At 62.9% G+C, this 17,462-nt stretch carries 16 protein-coding genes and 2 tRNA genes; 7 read left to right on the forward strand and 11 right to left on the reverse strand.

What is annotated here, in order from left to right:
• Positions 1-5 precede the first annotated feature (5 nt).
• Positions 6-539, forward strand: coding sequence for a DUF1003 domain-containing protein (locus tag ACUJ47_RS01420; protein ID WP_445536693.1), 534 nt, complete (start codon positions 6-8; stop codon positions 537-539).
• A gap of 19 nt (positions 540-558) precedes the next feature.
• On the opposite strand, the gene ACUJ47_RS01425 is transcribed toward ACUJ47_RS01420, so the two are convergent.
• Entirely contained in the window at positions 559-1,230 is a 672-nt protein-coding gene (locus tag ACUJ47_RS01425; RefSeq protein WP_445536694.1) for a prolyl hydroxylase family protein, read from the reverse strand.
• A 118-nt stretch (positions 1,231-1,348) separates the two neighbouring features.
• On the opposite strand from ACUJ47_RS01425, the gene ACUJ47_RS01430 reads away from it, so the two are divergent.
• Entirely contained in the window at positions 1,349-1,906 is a 558-nt protein-coding gene (locus ACUJ47_RS01430) for a cytochrome b (RefSeq protein ID WP_445536695.1), read from the forward strand.
• An 83-nt stretch (positions 1,907-1,989) separates the two neighbouring features.
• Here the strand turns inward: ACUJ47_RS01430 and ACUJ47_RS01435 are convergent, their stop codons facing one another.
• Both ACUJ47_RS01435 and ACUJ47_RS01440 read right to left on the reverse strand, forming a co-directional pair.
• Positions 1,990-3,006 carry an RcnB family protein gene (locus tag ACUJ47_RS01435; protein ID WP_445536696.1) on the reverse strand — a complete coding sequence of 339 codons (1,017 nt, stop codon included), beginning with the start codon at positions 3,004-3,006 and terminating at the stop codon, positions 1,990-1,992.
• Between the two features lie 134 nt (positions 3,007-3,140).
• Positions 3,141-3,800, reverse strand: coding sequence for a DUF3108 domain-containing protein (locus tag ACUJ47_RS01440; protein ID WP_445536697.1), 660 nt, complete (start codon positions 3,798-3,800; stop codon positions 3,141-3,143).
• Between the two features lie 357 nt (positions 3,801-4,157).
• Between ACUJ47_RS01440 and ACUJ47_RS01445 the strand changes: the two genes are divergently transcribed.
• Positions 4,158-4,667: a YybH family protein gene (locus ACUJ47_RS01445; protein ID WP_445536698.1), complete on the forward strand. Its 510-nt coding sequence runs from the start codon at positions 4,158-4,160 to the stop codon at positions 4,665-4,667.
• Positions 4,668-4,711: 44 nt separating this feature from the next.
• Here the strand turns inward: ACUJ47_RS01445 and ettA are convergent, their stop codons facing one another.
• A complete protein-coding gene (ettA, locus tag ACUJ47_RS01450) occupies positions 4,712-6,385 on the reverse strand; it encodes an energy-dependent translational throttle protein EttA (protein WP_445536699.1) in 1,674 nt (557 codons plus the stop codon).
• A gap of 125 nt (positions 6,386-6,510) precedes the next feature.
• Here ettA and ACUJ47_RS01455 point away from each other — a divergent pair, with 125 nt between their 5' ends.
• Together ACUJ47_RS01455 and ACUJ47_RS01460 are read left to right on the forward strand one after the other, a co-directional pair.
• On the forward strand, positions 6,511-7,917 hold the full coding sequence (locus tag ACUJ47_RS01455; protein WP_445536700.1) for a M20/M25/M40 family metallo-hydrolase: 1,407 nt from the start codon (positions 6,511-6,513) through the stop codon (positions 7,915-7,917).
• Positions 7,918-8,132: 215 nt separating this feature from the next.
• Positions 8,133-10,406 carry a TonB-dependent receptor gene (locus tag ACUJ47_RS01460; protein ID WP_445536701.1) on the forward strand — a complete coding sequence of 758 codons (2,274 nt, stop codon included), beginning with the start codon at positions 8,133-8,135 and terminating at the stop codon, positions 10,404-10,406.
• Between the two features lie 56 nt (positions 10,407-10,462).
• Here the strand turns inward: ACUJ47_RS01460 and ACUJ47_RS01465 are convergent, their stop codons facing one another.
• From ACUJ47_RS01465 to ACUJ47_RS01480, 4 genes are all read right to left on the reverse strand, one after another.
• Positions 10,463-11,797, reverse strand: coding sequence for an MATE family efflux transporter (locus tag ACUJ47_RS01465; protein WP_445536702.1), 1,335 nt, complete (start codon positions 11,795-11,797; stop codon positions 10,463-10,465).
• Positions 11,798-11,873: 76 nt separating this feature from the next.
• Positions 11,874-11,950: transfer RNA gene (locus ACUJ47_RS01470), tRNA-Pro, on the reverse strand.
• A gap of 38 nt (positions 11,951-11,988) precedes the next feature.
• Positions 11,989-12,064 (reverse strand) — tRNA-Ile (locus ACUJ47_RS01475).
• Positions 12,065-12,136: 72 nt separating this feature from the next.
• Complete coding sequence (locus ACUJ47_RS01480; RefSeq protein ID WP_445536703.1) at positions 12,137-13,990, reverse strand: histidine kinase dimerization/phospho-acceptor domain-containing protein; 1,854 nt, start codon at positions 13,988-13,990, stop codon at positions 12,137-12,139.
• Between the two features lie 174 nt (positions 13,991-14,164).
• On the opposite strand from ACUJ47_RS01480, the gene ACUJ47_RS01485 reads away from it, so the two are divergent.
• Both ACUJ47_RS01485 and ACUJ47_RS01490 read left to right on the forward strand, forming a co-directional pair.
• Positions 14,165-14,629: an Lrp/AsnC family transcriptional regulator gene (locus ACUJ47_RS01485; protein ID WP_354144666.1), complete on the forward strand. Its 465-nt coding sequence runs from the start codon at positions 14,165-14,167 to the stop codon at positions 14,627-14,629.
• A gap of 3 nt (positions 14,630-14,632) precedes the next feature.
• Positions 14,633-15,079: a GFA family protein gene (locus tag ACUJ47_RS01490; RefSeq protein ID WP_445536704.1), complete on the forward strand. Its 447-nt coding sequence runs from the start codon at positions 14,633-14,635 to the stop codon at positions 15,077-15,079.
• A gap of 16 nt (positions 15,080-15,095) precedes the next feature.
• Here the strand turns inward: ACUJ47_RS01490 and accC are convergent, their stop codons facing one another.
• The 3 genes from accC to ACUJ47_RS01505 form a co-directional block, all read right to left on the reverse strand.
• The gene (gene accC / locus ACUJ47_RS01495; protein WP_445536705.1) at positions 15,096-16,445 is read right to left on the reverse strand and encodes an acetyl-CoA carboxylase biotin carboxylase subunit; all 1,350 of its coding nucleotides are present in this window, start codon (positions 16,443-16,445) and stop codon (positions 15,096-15,098) included.
• A gap of 3 nt (positions 16,446-16,448) precedes the next feature.
• On the reverse strand, positions 16,449-16,937 hold the full coding sequence (accB, locus tag ACUJ47_RS01500) for an acetyl-CoA carboxylase biotin carboxyl carrier protein (protein ID WP_445536706.1): 489 nt from the start codon (positions 16,935-16,937) through the stop codon (positions 16,449-16,451).
• Between the two features lie 68 nt (positions 16,938-17,005).
• Positions 17,006-17,455, reverse strand: coding sequence for a type II 3-dehydroquinate dehydratase (locus ACUJ47_RS01505; RefSeq protein ID WP_445536707.1), 450 nt, complete (start codon positions 17,453-17,455; stop codon positions 17,006-17,008).
• Between the last annotated feature and the right edge of the window lie 7 nt (positions 17,456-17,462).

A 17,462-nucleotide genomic window follows, 5' to 3' on the forward strand; every position in this document is an offset into this window, starting at 1 on the left:
GGCGCATGACTCGCGAAGCCGATCCGCACAAGCTGGCGCGCGAGTTGCTCGGTCGCGATTACGACGATCTCGAAGCCGATGAACAGCGCGTACTGAAGCGTGTCGCGGCGGAAACCTTCACCGGGCGCGATGCCGACGAACTGGCCCATGCACATGAGACCGTCGGCGACCGGCTGGCCGATCGGGTGGCGGCGATCGGCGGCAGCTGGGGCTTCATCTCTGCCTTTGCCGTGGTGCTGTTCGTGTGGATGCTGATCAACAGCCGGACGCTCGAGCGCCTCGGCTTCCATCCCTTCGACCAATACCCCTACATCTTCCTGAACCTGATGCTGTCGATGCTGGCTGCGGTGCAGGCGCCGATCATCCTGATGAGCCAGAACCGGCAGGCCGCGAAAGACCGGATCACCGCGCGCCACGACTATGAAGTCAATTTGCGCACCCAGCTGGAAATCTTGCGGCTGTCACGCAAGGTGGACAAGCTGGTTCACAAACTGGATCACGCGGGCCTTGGGGCCACGCATTCGGAGCGCGAATCCTGACCTAGGGTAGTGCGCCGCTTCAGCGCCACTTGCGGGTGCGATACCATTTGGTGATCACATATTTGCTGCCCTTCACTACGGGCGTGCCTGCATGGATTGTGTCTTCATTGGGCGTGCCATCGGGCAGGGCGTTGTTCCACACCATCAGCACACCGGGCCGGGGCTGGATCTTGATCCCGACATTGGTGAAGTGGGTTTCCCCGCCTTCCTCGACATCGTTGAGGAAAGCCATGGCGGTCCAGCACCGCTGGCCGCCGCGCTTGCGCTCAAGCTCCCAATATTTCTCGGTCGTATAGAACCAGTCGTTATGCGGCTTGAACTGCTGACCGGGGAGGTAGCGTTGCCCCTGTATCGCCTCCCCCCATTCCGGGTTCAGGCCAAGCAAGTCGTCGATCCGCCGCGAAATTCCCATCACGAAGGGATCGTAGGGATCGAGATCGCCCGAATAGGAGGTACGAAAGCCGCTCGAATAATCCTGTTCGTGCAGGGTCGACGGCTTGGCCGTGTCGTCGATCATCATGCACAGTCGCACACATTCGGCGGCGGTCAGGAAATCGCCGAATGCGAAGATCTCGGCCAGGTCCGTATCCACCGTATAGGCTCCCGGATCGGCAGCGAGCCGCGTGCGCACTGCTTCGCCCGCGCTTTTCATCGCGTCTTGGTCGGGAATGATGTCCTGCTTGGGCGTCATGGCGCGGGCTTAGCAAAGCCGCCTCAAGGTGCAAGCCCGCGCGGTACAGGCCGATCGGCTTGCTCGCGTGGATCGAACCGTTACTATGGCGCTGCAAACTGACGGGGAGATACGCGTCATGACGGAAGGAAGTTCAAGGCGTTATAGTGGTGTTGCAATGTTGCTCCACTGGCTGGTCGCCATCGCGGTGATCGCCAACTGGCGGATTGCCGAAGCGGGCGAGCATGCCGCCACCCAGGAAGCGAAGAGCGAGATAATGAGCAATCACTTCTCGATCGGCGTGATAATACTGGCGCTGATCCTGCTCCGCTTTGTCTGGCGTTTCATCCGCAAGCCCCCCCCGCTTTCGAGCGGCCTTGCGGGATGGGAACGGATGCTGGCGAAGGGAACGCACATCGCGTTCTACGTGCTGCTGACCGTCATGCCGATTGCCGGCTGGTTCGCGATGTCGAAATATGGCGCACCGATCAGCGTGTTCGGCCTGTTCGAACTGCCGCCGCTGCCGGTCGCTCCCGACCCGGATGGAGCCAAAGCGATCTTCGAATCCCACGCGGCTGCGGGCACGGTGCTGCTCGTGCTGGTGGCAGTTCACATCCTCGGCACGCTGAAGCACACCTTCATCGACAAAGACGGCAATATCTTCCGGATGCTTCCTTTCGGCGAGCCCAAAGCCTGACCGAAACGCAAGAACCCCCGCTGGCCTGGGCTGGCGGGGGTTCCTCGTGGCCGGAATGCGCAACCGGCCGCTCGCTGAAGCGATTACCAGAAGAAGTCGTAAATCACGTCCACCACTTCGCCGGTGTAGATATCGACCAGCAGGACATCGTCGTAATAGCGCACCCAGCGATAGGGTCCGTAGACTGCTGGCAAGCGATATTGCCACGGATCGTTGATCCAGTAGCGCGATCCGAAGAACAGGCCGTCGAGGTAGAAACCTATGCTGATCCGGCTGTAATAGTGGCTGCGATAGGGGGCATAATAATGGCCCAGGCGGAAGACGCTCCGGTGCGAATGGCGATAGTTATACCAGTTGTACCGGTTGTTGTTGCGCCACCGCTTACGGTCCCAGCGGTCGTACCGGCCCGAGTAGTGGCCGCGGTCGTAATAGCGCCGGTCGCGATAGACATGACGCTGCCCGTCACGATAGCCGTCGCGATAGTCGCGCCGGTCTTCATAGCGGTCGCGGTTGCGCTCGTCGCGGCGACCGTCGCGATAGGCGTCCCGCCGAGCATCGCGCACCCTATCGTCGCGCCAGTCTGAACGCCGTTCGGCCTGCCGGTCATCGCTCTGGGCATCGCGCCGATTATCGCGATAGTCGCGGTTGCGGCTCCCGTCTGAATATGATTGGTTGCGCCGACCATCATTCGACTGCTGCTCGCGGCGTTCGGTGCGATATTCCTCGCGAGCAATGCGCCGCTCGCTGCCCGGCTGATTCTCGGCCGGACGGTAAGCTTCCCGCGTGCTGCGATTTTCGCGCTGCTGCTGGTACGAAGCGGCCCGCTGCTCGCGAGCCTGCTGTCTGTCGACTTGCTGGACGCGGCGCTCGCCTTCGTAATTCTGGCGCTGCGAGCTCTGGGGGCGAGCTTCGCGGCGCTCGCTGCGATTTTCCTGCCGGAATTCGCGGCGCTGGCCCGAGTTCTGCCGGGCTTGCTGGCGCTCTGATTTGCTTTCGGCCTGGCGTTCTTGCGCGGAAGCGGCGGTGGGGATTGCGGAGAAGGAAAGTGCAGCCGCAATGGCGGCAAAGGCGCTACCCTTCATCAGTCTGGCTATAGTCATGGATCGGCTCCTGTTGCTGCCGCTCCACCACCTGCGGCACCGTTCGATGCCTCTGGTTACGACTCGATCGCTGTCATCAAACTGAACCGGACGCGTAGCCTCCCGTTAATATTTGGGGTGATTTGACTGAACGTCTATTCGCCGGCCAGTGCGCTGCAATCGCCGCCGGGGCTCTGCACGATCGCCCCGCCGGAATAGCCCAGCTCTTCGGCAGCGTCCTTGGCGATCAAATAGCGCGCCTTGCGCCCGCTGCCGGGATCGGCCTCGACGACCCATGCCGCGCGCCCGGCCACATCCTCGCTTCCCACAACGTCCAGCGTGAAGTGGCCGAAGCCCTTGTCATAGTGGAAATATGGAAGCTCGAAATGGGCGCTGTCGGCCAGCGGCAGCGCGGCAAAGGTCAGGCCCCATAAATTTCCGTCCCACACCGGGCCTGGTAATGGCTCTACCATCGATGCGGTGCCGGGCCTGATCGTTTCGACCTGCTCCGCGCCATAAAGCACTCGTACCTGTTCTTCGCCCGATCTGAAGCTGGTCATGCGGATTGGGCGCAAGTCGGATCGGCGCAGTATGAATACGTCACGCATGTCGAATGACTTATAGGTCATAATTTGCCGTACGGTAATTTCCCACACTGGAATATCGCCGTCCTCCGCCGCGCGCACGCTTTGCCAGGTAAAGCCGAGTGGCTGATCGCCCGCGGAAAAGGCATAGCAAGCGTCGCCTTCTTTCAGCCGCGTGCCATCGGGGGTAGCATTGGCTGCCAGCGCGATCGGGGCGAGGAATTCGAGCATTAATTGGCACTTCCGCAATGTATCGTGGGCGAGGCTAGGCGGTGGTGCAGCTTTCAGACACGCGCAGCGGTGTAGCAGTGCGTCAAAGGGGCGAAAGCTGCACCGTAAGATGATGCCATTCCGGTTTTCCTACAGCTCCGCGATCTGGCAAGAGCGTAGCGCTCTTTGCCATCGTTATATCCCCACAGTCCAAGCAGTAGCGGCCAGATGCGGGAGGAGTTTTTTCTCTTTCAGGACTATGTCGCATGTGTCGCATGGGTCACCGATGTGACGGCCAAACATGGCGAGCATTGCATTCTACCGCTGCGGCGGATTCCGTGGTAATTTCGAGCCATCATGCTCTTGGGGAGGGATGCCATGAAAATCCGCCTGCTGCTGCTTACCGCGAGCGCCTTGCTCATCTCGTCATGCGATGCCGGAAAAGAGAACACGAACGCCGCGTCTAACGACGCCGCCGCAACCACTGCGAGCGCTGCCGACGAGGATGCCATTCGCGGCCAGGTCGCTCGTTGGCTCGAGCTTATCAAGTCCAAGGACGCCGCCGCAATTGCCCAGATGTATACCGAAGACGGCGCCTTCATGCCCGCCAATGCTCCGATCGGCAAAGGACGGGCGGCTATTCAGGAGAACTGGGCGGCGATGATGAGCACGCCCGGCTTCGACCTCACCTTCGCTCCGGAACAGATCATCGTGTCAGCGTCAGGCGACATGGCGCTCGATCGCGGAACCTATCGCCTTTCGGTTGCACCCGACGGCACGGAACAGATCGAAATCGGCAAGTACGTCGTCGTTTGGCGGAAGGTCGATGGCGAGTGGAAGGCCGCTGCGGACATAATCAACAGCGACCTGCCAGCCGGAGGAGGCTGACCCGGCCTGGCGCTCACAGGCCGCCAGCGTCCCCTAGCGCCAGATCACCGCGTCAGTTTCTTGTAGGCCAGCCTCGTCGGGCGATCCGCAGCATCGCCGAGGCGACGGCGCTTGTCTTCCTCATAGGCTTCGAAATTGCCTTCGAACCATTCGACATGGCTGTTGCCTTCGAAGGCGAGGATATGCGTCGCCAAGCGGTCGAGGAAGAAGCGGTCGTGCGAGATGACCACGGCACAGCCGGCGAAATTCTCGATCGCGTCTTCGAGCGCGGCGAGCGTTTCGACGTCGAGGTCGTTGGTCGGTTCGTCCAGCAGCAGCACATTGCCGCCTGCCTTCAGCATCTTGGCCATGTGCACGCGGTTGCGTTCACCGCCCGACAGCTTGCCGACATTCTTCTGCTGGTCTGCGCCCTTGAAGTTGAACGCGCCGACATAGGCGCGCGTGCTCATGTCCTGCCCATTGACCTTCATGTAATCGAGCCCGTCGGAGATTTCCTCCCACACATTGTGCTTGGGATCGAGGTGGTCGCGGCTCTGGTCGACATAACCCAGCCGTACGGTCGAACCGATCTCGATCGTGCCGCTGTCGGGCTGTTCCTTGCCGGTAATGATCTTGAACAGGGTGGATTTACCCGCGCCGTTCGGCCCGATCACACCCACGATGCCGCCCGGGGGCAGGGTGAAGCTGAGGTTCTCGAACAGCAGCTTGTCGCCATAGGCCTTTGAAATGTTCTTGGCTTCGATCACCTTGCCGCCGAGGCGCTCGGGAACCTGGATGACGATCTGGGCCTTGCCGACCGCGCGATTGTCTTGCGCGTTCTGCAGTTCCTCGAACTTGCGGATACGCGCCTTGCTCTTCGTCTGGCGCGCGGCGGGCGTCTGCCGGATCCATTCGAGTTCGCGCTGCAGCGCCTTCTGCTTGCCCGATTCCTCGCGGCTTTCCTGCTCCAGGCGCTTGGCCTTCTTCTCGAGATAGGTCGAGTAATTGCCTTCGTAGGGATAGTAGGAGCCACGGTCGAGTTCGAGGATCCAGCCCACCACATTGTCGAGGAAATAGCGGTCGTGGGTGATCATCAGCACCGCGCCGGCATATTCCTTGAGGTGGTTTTCCAGCCACTGGACGCTTTCGGCGTCGAGGTGGTTGGTCGGTTCGTCGAGCAGCAGGATCGAAGGCTTCTGGATCAGCAGGCGGGTCAGCGCGACGCGGCGCTTTTCACCGCCCGAAAGGGTTTCGACGCCCATGTCACCCGGCGGGCAGCGCAGGGCCTCCATCGCCACTTCGAGCTGGTTGTCGAGCGTCCACCCGTCGACCGCGTCGATCTTGTCCTGAAGTTCGCCCATTTCCGCGCCAAGCGCGTCGAAATCGGCGTCCGGCTCGCACATCAGCGCGCTGATTTCGTTGAAGCGCGCGACCAGGTCGGCGGTCTCCCTTGCGCCTTCGCGCACGTTTTCGAGCACGGTCTTGGTCGGATCTAGCTCGGGCTCCTGTTCGAGATAACCGACGGTGATGTTCTCGCCCGGCCATGCTTCGCCCGTGAAGTCCTTGTCGATCCCCGCCATGATCTTGATCAGGGTGGACTTACCCGCGCCGTTCGGGCCCACGATGCCGATCTTGGCGCCCTGGTAGAACTGCAGGTTGATGTTGTTCAGCACCGGTTTCTGCGCACCGGGGAAGGTCTTCGTCATGTTCTTCATGACGTATGCGTACTGGGCGGCCATTGGGGTTCCTTGGGGTCGTCCTTTAAGGGAATTTCGCGTGAACGGAATTTGGCTGCGCAGATAGGGACTGCGCAGGGCAAGGGCAAGCTGGACTTGGGGAACGCGCGGGATTAGCAGCACCGCATATGAAAACTCCGCTCCTCGCGCTTGCCGCGCTTTCGCTCGCCACCGCTGCCCATGCCACCAAGCCGACGCCTTCTCTTGAAGAGCAGGCCGACCATGCGCTCGCGGGTGATGGCTGGGCGTGGGACTTCGTCGAAGGCATCACCACGGAAGTGGGGCCGCGACAGGCGGGTACCGAGGCCGAAGCGCGCGGACGGGCATGGGCCATGCGTTGGCTGAAGGGGCATGGATTCGCCAATGTCGCCGACGAACCCTATGACATGCCGACCTGGGTGCGCGGCGAGGAACGGGCTTGGGTCATTGCGCCTTTCTCCCAGCCGATGCACATCACCGCGCTCGGCAATTCGGCTTCGACCGGAGCCGAAGGGATTGAGGCTGAAGTCGTCTATTTCCCGAGCTATGCCGATCTCGCCGCAGCACCGGCAGGCAGTCTTGCGGGCAAGATCGCCTTCATCAGCCATGACATGCGGCCCACGCAGGACGGATCGAGCTATGGCTTTGCCGGCCCCGCGCGCTGGACCGGGCCGAGCCTCGCCGCGACCAAGGGCGCGATTGCAACGGTGATCCGCTCGATCGGGACCGAGAACCACCGCACGCCGCATACCGGCGGAACCAATTTTGCCGAAGGCGTCGATCCGATTCCGGCAGGCGCGATCAGCAATCCCGATGCCGACAATCTGGAGCGGATTTTCGCCCGCGCTGATGGCAGGCCGGTCCGCATGAAGCTGGTGCTGACGCCGCAACTCCTCGGAACCACCAAGAGCGGCAATGTTGTTGGCGAGATTCTGGGGCGCGATCCTTCGCTGCCTCCGGTGCTGGTTGCGTGCCATCTCGACAGCTGGGATCTGGGCACAGGCGCGATCGACGACGGTGCTGGATGCGGGATCGTTGCAGCGGCGGCGCTTCATGTCCAGCGTAGCGGACAGCCGCTGCGGACTGTGCGCGTGCTCTTTGCCGGGGCTGAAGAGACCGGCCTGTGGGGCAGCAAGGCCTATGCCGCGGCGCATCGGGACGAACCGATCGGAGTAGGGCTGGAGAGCGACTTCGGGGCAGACCGGATCTGGCGCTTCGATAGCAATTTCAGCACCGCCAATGCCGGATTGCATCGGCGGATCGCGCAGGCCGTGGCGCGTTTCGGCGTAGCGACATCGAACAATGTCGCGAATGGCGGAGCGGATATCAACATTGCGCGCGAGCAGAACACTGCGATCATCGATCTCAAGCAGGACGGCACTCGCTATTTCGACCTGCACCACACGCCGGACGATACGCTCGACAAGATCGATCCGGTGCAGCTGCGGCAGAATGTGGCGGTGTGGACCCAGGTGGTCGGAATCCTCGCCAATGAGGCTGAACCGATCAAGCCGACGCCGGTCAAGCCCGACGCTCCGGCGATCATGGGCCAGTAATCGCTCGCTAATTCAGGTCTTGCAGCGCGGATTCGTGGCCATTTCGCAACGCGTGACAGAATAGAGACAGCGTTTCTCCCGCTGCAAATTGACCTCGCGCAGTTTTGCGGACAGAGCGCGTGCCAGTTTCAGACTACCAATGGGTCCAATCGCCCGGATCGACGCTGACTCTCTCCATTTTGCAGCTCGATCCCGCCAACAGGGGTACATCGACCATGCGTAACACGCGTCTTCTCGCCACTGCGGCCAGCGCCGCCATCGCCACCACTCTTTTCAGCGCCGCACCCGCCCTTGCGCAGGATACCGGTGCCACTGCCGAAAGCCAGGACGGCGTCGGCGTCATCATCGTGACCGCGCAGCGCCGCGAAGAGAACCTGCAGGAAATCCCGGTCTCGGTCGGCACGCTCGGCGGCGAAGCGCTGCAAGTCGTGACCAGCACAGGTGCCGATATCCGCGCGCTTTCGGGCCGCGTGCCCAGCCTGAACATCGAAAGCTCGTTCGGCCGCACCTTCCCGCGCTTCTACATTCGCGGCCTCGGCAACACCGACTTCGACCTCAACGCGTCGCAGCCGGTCAGCCTCGTCTATGACGACGTCGTGCTGGAAAACCCGATCCTGAAGGGCTTCCCGATCTTCGACCTCGACCGCGTCGAAGTGCTGCGCGGCCCGCAGGGCACGCTGTTCGGCCGCAACACCCCGGCCGGTATCGTCAAGTTCGATACGGTGAAGCCGGGCAAGGGCGACAATTATATCCGCGGCAGTTACGGTCGCTTTGACTCGATCAATGTCGAAGGTGCGGTGGGTGGCCAGCTGAGCGACACTGTCGCGGTTCGTGCTTCGGGCCTCTACCAGGGCCGCAGCGACTGGGTCGACAATATCGACAATGGTCCGGGCGATGACCTTGAGGGTTATGATGAAGTGGCGCTGCGCCTGCAGCTCCAGCTTGATCCGACCGAGGATCTCTCGCTGCGCCTGATCGGCCAGTATCGCGATCTCGATGGCACCGCGCGCGTATTCCGCGCCAATGCCTTTGCCACCGGCAGCAACGACCTGATCGGCCTGGGCGGACCTTCGACCAAGTTCAAGCGCGGCGAAGTGCGCGCTGACGGGATCAATTTCCAGAACCTCGAAACCTATAACCTCGGCGCGGTGCTCGAATATGATTTCGGTGCCGTCACCCTGACGTCGGTGACCAGCTACTGGAACGGGAACCTCTATTCGCGCGGCGACATCGACGGCGGATACGGCAACGCCTTCGCCCCGGAAATGGGCCCGGGCGTGATCCCGTTCTCGGCCCAGTCGCAGGATAACATCCCCAGCCTCGACCAGTTCACACAGGAAGTGCGGATTGCCTCGAACGATGGCGGCCCGCTCGGTTACCAGGCCGGCGTGTTCTACTTCAACGAGAAGCTGGACATTGAGAGCTTCGACTTCGGCACGCCTGACGACACCTCGCCCGACGCGATCGCGCTGCAGCGCCAGGTCAGCGACGCATGGGGCGTGTTCGGCTCGCTGTTCTACGAATTCGACAACGGCATCCGCATTCAGGCGGGCGCGCGTTACAATGACGACAGCCGCGATTTCACGGCCTCGCGCCCGGTTGACACCCGTCCTGGCTTCCTCGGCTTCGGCGGCCCGGTGGCACCGATCTCGACGTCGGTCAGCGACAGCGTCCTGACCTGGGATCTGGCTGCGACCGTTCCGACTTCGGAAGACGTCAACTTCTACGCTCGTGTCGCTCGCGGCTACCGCGCTCCGTCGATCCAGGGCCGCCTGGCCTTTGGCCGCGACATCTCGGTCGCCGATAGCGAAACCACGATGAGCTATGAAGCGGGCGTCAAGACGATCCTCGCCGACGGCAAGGTTCGCTTCAACCTCGGCGGCTTCTACTTCACCACCGAAGACCTGCAGCTGACCGCTGTGGGCGGCGCCAACAACTTCACTACACTGCTCAATGCGGACCAGGTCGAAGGCTATGGCTTCGAAGCCGAACTGCAGGCACGCCCGATGGCCGGTGTCGAATTCGCTGCGGGCCTGTCGTATAATGACACGCAGATCAACGACCCGAACGCCTATGTCGCTGGTTGCGCAGCGCCGTGCACCGTGCTCGATCCCGAGCGTACGGTCGGCAGCGGCATCTACTCGATCGACGGCAACCGCTTGCCGCAGGCACCGAAGTGGACCGCCAACTGGTCGCTCGGCCTGAGCGAGAAGATCCCCGGCACGGCTGGCGAATTCTATCTCTTCACCGACTGGGCCTATCGCTCGAAGGTGCAGTTCTTCCTGTACCAGTCGGTCGAGTTCAGCGACGACTCGATGCTCGAAGGTGGCCTCCGCATCGGCTATCGCACCGATCGCTATGACTTCGCGCTGTTCGGCCGCAACATCACCAATGATGTCTCGGCAGTGTCGGGCATCGACTTCAACAACCTCACCGCGATGGTCAACGAACCGCGCATCTGGGGTGTGGAAGCCGGCATCACCTTCTGATCCCGGCCTGATACGAAGCTAAAGGGGCCGCGTGCTTTCGGGCGCGCGGCCCTTTTCTATTCGGGTTTCGACCCGCCAAAGCTCCGCTGCATCAGGCGCGGCATCTGGACCGCCTGCAGCCCTGCGCGCACCAGCAGGAACAGCACGAAGCTGCCCCACAGCGCGCCATTGCCGAGCGGCCAGCTGAGCCAGAGTGCGACTGCGAAGACCGCGGCTGCGCCTGCCATCGAGATCAGCATCGCGCGGGTCCAGCTGGCGCCCACGAACACGCCGTCGAACACGAAGCTGGAGACCCCTGCAAAGGGGATCGCGACAAGCCAGATCGCCTGTGCCTGGGCGATCTGCGCGACTTCGGGCGTAGCGGCGAAGCTGGCGAGGATCGGGTCTGCCAACAGGGTGAAGACAAATGCCACCACAGCCGCAGCGGCCAGGCCCCGGCACAATATCGCGCGGACATAGGCGGCGAAGCCTGCGCGGTCATGGGCACCCAGCCGCTCGCCATTGAGCACTTGCGCCGCGTTCTCGAACCCGTCGAGCAGCAGCGCGGTGAACACGAACAGCTGGTAGATGATTCCGTTGGCTGCCAGCACTTCAGGACCGCGTTCGGCGGAAAGGCGAGTGATCGCGGCGAGGGCGATCATCAGCACAAGCGTGCGCAGGAACAGGTCGCGATTAACGCCGAGAAATGGCCGCAGGGCCTGCCAGCTGAGCAATGCGCGATCGAACAGTGCAGCCAGCAATGCGCCACCTGCATTGCCTCGCAACACCAGCGCGCCAAGGATCGCAAGCTTGGCGTATTCGGCGATGAAGCTCGACCAGCCGATCCCGGCAATGCCCCATTCGAGCTGCAAGGCCAGAAGCAGTCCGAGCGCGACATTGACTACATTGTAGATCACTTCGATCGCCAGCACCTCGCCCATCTGCCTGCGCCCGACCAGGAAGCCGATCAGCGCGAGGTTGAGCATCACGCCGGGCGCGGTCCAGTATCGGATCTCGGCATAGACATGCGCGGCGCCCAGCACTTCTCCCCTGGCACCCAAGGCATCCAGCAGCGCAGGCATCAGCAGTGGCTTAAACAGCAGAAGCAGCGCGGCGATGGCAAGCCCGACTGCTATCCCGCGCGCCAGCATCGCGGCCTGGGCGTGGGGGCCGCTGCGCGTCCCTTCCTGCGCCACAAGGCCGGTGGTGCCTATCTTGAGGAAATTCATCACGGTGAACAGCATCGCGAACAGGCGCGCGCCCACATCCACTGCGCCTTGCGTTGCGGCATCTTCCAACCGACCGACAATCCACATGTCGCCGATACCGATCAGTGCGGTGGCGACATTGGTCAGCATGGCAGGGATCGCGATGGCCCAGATCGCGCGGGTTTCGAGGGAGGCTGGCTTCATCGTGGCACCTCCCGCGCTTCGCTTGGGAGCATTTCGGCCGACACCATCCCCCGGATGGTGTCGGGTCTCGAAATGCTGGTCGGGGAGACAGGATTCGAACCTGCGACCCCCTGTACCCAAAACAGGTGCGCTACCAGGCTGCGCCACTCCCCGACCGATTTCGTGCATTACCGGGCAAGACCCGCCGCCGCTGGTGGGCCCGGCAGGATTCGAACCCGCGACCTAGCCGTTATGAGCGGCCAGCTCTAACCGCTGAGCTACAGGCCCGAGCAGCGGTGCGTAATGCGGCTTGCGCCCTACATTGCAACTTCGCGCGAAACAAGCGCGCATCGCGAGCTTTCAGACGGCTTCGCTGCCGCGCGCATCTCCGGCCTCGCTGGCATCGCTCGGGCCGCTGCCCAGCGACACCGCCGTGAGCGGGAGCGAAAGGCAGACGCGATCCTCCACTTGCTGCAAATCGCCGCCAGTGCCGCGCGCCTCTGCACGCGCCAAGCGCAGGCTGAAACCTGCGCCGAACAGCCCGGCGCTGAGGCCAGTGGCGCCCGGTTTGATCTCGGCAGTGAAAACGTCATCCTCGGCGATCAGCTGCGCGGGAATCTGGCACCACAGCCGCGCCTGGTCCTGATCGACCTCGATCTCCGCGGCGAGCACTTCGCCCGCTGTGACTGCGCCCGCGAGTGTGGCGAGCATGCGCCACGCCAGCGCTTCGGCCTCGTCGCGATCGATCTCGACCCACAGGCTGCGTTCCGGCCCCTGTGCCAGGTCGATGCCCGCCATGCGCGGGGCAAGGACCAGTGCGATCTGCTCGGTCATGCGATGGGTGAGTTCGAGCAGGTCTGTCTTGCCGCCAGCAAGCGACATCGCACCGCTTTCGAGCTTGGCCAGCCGCTCAAGCTCGTCGAAGCCGGCAAGGATGCTGGCGGCGTCGCTGGCGATTGTGGCGGCCAATGCGCGATAGGCATTGGGCACCGGGCCATAGAGCTGCTGGTGGATCAGTTCGGCAAAGCCCTGAACCGCGTTCACCGGAGTGCGCAGCTCGTGGAGCAGCTGGCGAATCCGGTCCGCTTCGGTGGGCGTACCAGCAGCGTGCTTGCCGGGATCGAAGGGGCGGCGAAAGCGCCCGACATAGCCGAAGAAGCGCCCGCCGGTGCGCGAGAAGCGCGGGTGCGCGTCCACCACCCATTGGCCGCGGATCGTGCCTGCACCTTCAAGCGTCCGGAGAAGGCCTTCGATCGGTTGCTGCTGCGCAAAGGCGCTGGCAATTTCGCCTGCTGTGCCGCTGCCTTCGGCGCTGCGACGGTCGAACAGGCGCTGGCCGATCACCATCGGCGCTACTTCGGGATCGGCCCATTCGATCCGCCCGTCGACGTCGCTGGCGAAGGCAAAACCGGCAATCGCGTGCTCAGGCAGGGCGGCTTGCTCGCCCAGAGGCAGGCGCGGCGACAGGTCGCTGGCCAGCGGCTCTGCGCTGCGGTCGCGCCGGAATTGCGCAATCCGCTCGACCAGCGCCGCGATTTCGCTCTTTTCGTCTTGAGTGCCGGGCGCGGGTGGCGCGGGGCGCGGGCGGCGTGGCGGCGTGGCCGCGCGAACCTCCTCGGGCTCCAGCTCGGCCTCGGGGATCGGCGGCGCCTCGAAATCGTCGATGAGCGTTTCGTCTTCCGTCAGCTCGAGCGTTTGCGTGTCGATCCCCGCTTCGGCGTCGGGATGCGGCAGGCCGCGGTCATGGATGCCCAATCGCTCGAGCAGCGCCTCGGCACCAGGCGGCAGTCCCCTCCGCAGCCGCAGGAAGCCGCGCGCGCGGATCGGCAGGCGCGGGATCAGGGCAACCCAGTCTTCTTCGGCAAGATCGGCGCGTGACAATGCAGCGGCCGCCACTTCGGGCTCGTCCTCCGCCAAATGGACCGCGAGCTGCGGATTGCGGAAGCGCCAGCCCGGCTCGCGAATCATCCGTGCCCGCTCGGATGCCGGGATCTGTTCGCCCAATGCGCCGAGCCGCAGCCATGCGGCAGCCACCAGGCTGTCGTCACGTCCGTATTTGCGGTTTCCGAGGAGGTCGAGCAGCTGCCTGAATTGCGTGCGCGCGCCTCGCTCGCTGGTGGCGCGGTGGCGCAACACAGTGGCAAGGCGGTCGTCGAAAAACATCACGTCTCCAGGCAAGCGCGAATCGCGCAGGGCGGCGTTCGCACGGATCACGCCAAGCCTGTCCTAACAGCAAGCGGCTCGGCTTGCGGAGAGCGTTTCTCGATGCGTTGCAAAGCGGGACAATTGCTGGCAGGGATAATAATATTAGCTTTGACGCCCCATGAAGGCGGTTTGTGTTACTTTCCGGTTCGAAGCGGGCCGGATTTCCAGTGAAAGGCGCAATTTATGGCCAGTCTAGACGAGATCGATCGCCGGCTGCTTGCCGAATTGCAGCGCGAAGGTCGTGTCACCAACGTCGAATTGGCTCAGCGCGTGGGTCTTACCGCGCCGCCGTGCCTGCGGCGTGTGCGCGGGCTGGAAGAAGACGGGGTGATCAAGGGCTATCATGCAGAGCTCGATGCGTCGAAGCTCGGCTTCGCCATCACCGTCTTCGCCATGGTCAGCCTCAAGAGCCAGGCCGAGAGCGCGTTGCGAGAGTTTGAAGAGCATATGAAGGCGCTGCCCGAAGTGCGCGAGTGCCATATGCTCAATGGCGAGATCGACTTCATCCTGAAGGTTGTCAGCAAGGATCTGCAGAGCTTCCAGGAGTTCCTGACCAGCAAGCTCACGCCCGCCCCCAATGTGGAAAGCGTCAAGACCTCGCTGACGATCCGCACCGCGAAGCACGAGCCGGGCGTTCCTTTGGAGTAGGCGATGGCCGCTTCCGACATTGCCGACTGCGTTATCGACGGGCACTGCCTGTGCAAGGCGGTGAAGATCACGCTCAACCAGCCGAAGAAGCATGTCGAAATCTGCCAATGCGCCATGTGCAGGCGTTGGGGCGGGGCGTTCTATTCTGCGCTGAGTGGCGAGAGCTTTTCGATTGCCGGCGAAGACAGCGTCAGCGTGTATCGCTCAAGCGAATGGGCGGAACGGGCCTTCTGCAAGCAATGCGGCAGCAATCTCTGGTACAAATTCCTGCCGACCGGCAATCGCAGCTTCCTTGCGGGGCTGTTTGCTGACGCGGACCAATATCCAATCGAACGCGAGATATTCGCTGACGAAGCCGCGGCCTGGTGCAAGCTCGCCGGGGATCATCCCCGGCTAAGCGGTGCGGAAACGATTGCCGAAGCGAAGGAAGCAGGTTTCGATCTTGGCTGACGGCAGTGCGCGAGGGTTACCCCGCGCGCTTCGCCAGCCATTCCTCCAGCCATTTGATGCTGTAATCGCCATTGAGAATGTCGTCCTGCCGCAGCAGTTCCTGGTGCAGCGGGATGTTGGTCTTCACCCCTTCCACCACCATTTCCTCGAGCGCGCGGCGCAGGCGCATGATGCAGCCTTCGCGGGTGCGCCCATAGACGATGAGCTTGGCGATCATGCTGTCGTAATAGGGCGGGATCCGATAGCCGGCATAGAGCCCCGAATCGACCCGAACATGCATGCCGCCTGCCGCGTGATAGTAATTCACGGCGCCCGGCGAGGGCGCGAATGTGAACGGGTCTTCGGCGTTGATGCGACATTCGATCGCATGGCCGTGGAATTCGAGATCTTCCTGCGCCACCGACAGCGGCTTGCCTTCGGCAATGCGGATCTGCTCGCGCACCAGGTCGACGCCGGTGATCGCTTCGGTCACCGGATGCTCGACCTGCAGGCGAGTGTTCATCTCGATGAAGTAGAACTCGCCATTCTCCCACAGGAACTCGATCGTTCCTGCACCGCGATAACCCATGTCGCGCATCGCCTGCGCGCAGATTTCGCCCATGCGGTGGCGTTCCTCGGCCGAGATGACGGGCGAGGGCGCTTCTTCGAGCACTTTCTGGTGGCGGCGCTGGAGCGAGCAGTCGCGCTCGCCCAGATGGATCGCATTGCCATTGCCGTCGCCGAACACCTGGAATTCGATGTGGCGCGGATTGCCGAGATATTTCTCGATATAGACGGTCGCGTCGCCGAAGGCGGCCTTGGCCTCGCTTCCGGCCTGCTGCATCAGCGTTTCGAGCTGGTCCTCGCTTTGGCAGACCTTCATCCCGCGCCCGCCGCCGCCTGAAGCGGCCTTGATGATCACGGGATAGCCGATTTCCTTGGCGATCTTGCGCGCTTCGTCAAAGTCCGAAACCGCGCCGTCAGAGCCGGGCACCAGCGGAAGGCCAAGAGCGCCCGCAGTGCGCTTGGCCTCGACCTTGTCGCCCATCGTGCGGATATGTTCGGGCTTGGGCCCGATCCACGCGATGTCGTGCGCTTCAACGATCTCTGCGAACTTGGCGTTCTCCGAAAGGAAGCCATAGCCGGGGTGGATCGCATCGGCGTGCGTTACCTCTGCGGCAGAGATGATGGCGGCTACGTTGAGATAGCTGTCGCTGGCAGGCGGAGGGCCGATGCACACCGCCTGGTCGGCCAGCCGGACATGCATCGCATCGGCATCGGCGGTGGAATGCACCGCCACTGTCTCAATCCCCATTTCGTGTGCCGCGCGATGGATGCGCAGCGCGATTTCGCCGCGGTTGGCGATCAGGATACGTTTGATCGCCATTGCTTATCCGATGACGACGAGCGGCTGGTCAAATTCGACCGGTTGCCCGTTTTCAATCAGGATCGACTTGATCGTGCCGGCCTTGTTGGCGGTGATCGGGTTCATCACCTTCATCGCCTCGACGATCAGCAGCGTGTCGCCTTGCTTCACGCTGTCGCCCACCTTGATGAAATTGGCGGCGCCAGGCTCAGGCGCAAGATAGGCAGTGCCCACCATCGGCGACTTGAGTGCATCGGCATGGACTTCGGCAGCGGGTTCCGCTGCTGGAGCGGCAGCCGCCGGAGCTGCCGCAGGAGCAGCGACGGGAGCCGCCATCGGCGCCGCTATGGCAACCGTGCCACCGCGTGCGACGCGGATCTTGCGGTCGTTGTCCTCGACTTCGATTTCGGTGAGTCCGGTTTCGTTGAGCAGTTCCGCGAGCTCGCGTACCAGCTTGGTATCGACATTCATGCCAGACGTGTTGCGCCCGTCATTGGTCTTTCGTTCGGCCATTATCGCCCCTCAAACTTCAGCTGCGCGCGTGACTATTCGCGTGAATTGTGGCTGGCAAGAGGCGAAGCTCAGATTTCGCCCGACGCAACCGCCTCGAGCGCGATGATATAGCTCTGTGCGCCATGCCCCTGGACGCATTTGGCTGCCGCCATGCCGACGTAGGAAAGGTGGCGGAATCCCTCGCGCTTGGAGGGATCGGACAGGTGCACTTCGATCACCGGCGTGCGGATTGCCTTGATAGCGTCGAGCAGGGCGATCGAAGTGTGGGTATAGGCGGCTGCGTTGAGCAGCACGGCGCGCGCACCTTCTGCCTGCGCTTCATGCAACCAGTCGACCAGCATGCCTTCATGGTTGGTCTGGCGCATGTCGATTTCGAGCTCGAGCTCGCGACCGCGATCCTCCAGCATGCCCGCAATGTCGTCGAGCGTCGTGGTACCGTAGATTTCCGGTTCGCGTAGGCCGAGCAGGTTCAGATTGGGCCCGTTGAGGACATAGATCGTGTTGGACGTGGTGCTCATGCGTTCC

The sequence above is a fragment of the Altererythrobacter sp. Z27 genome (assembly GCF_052683155.1).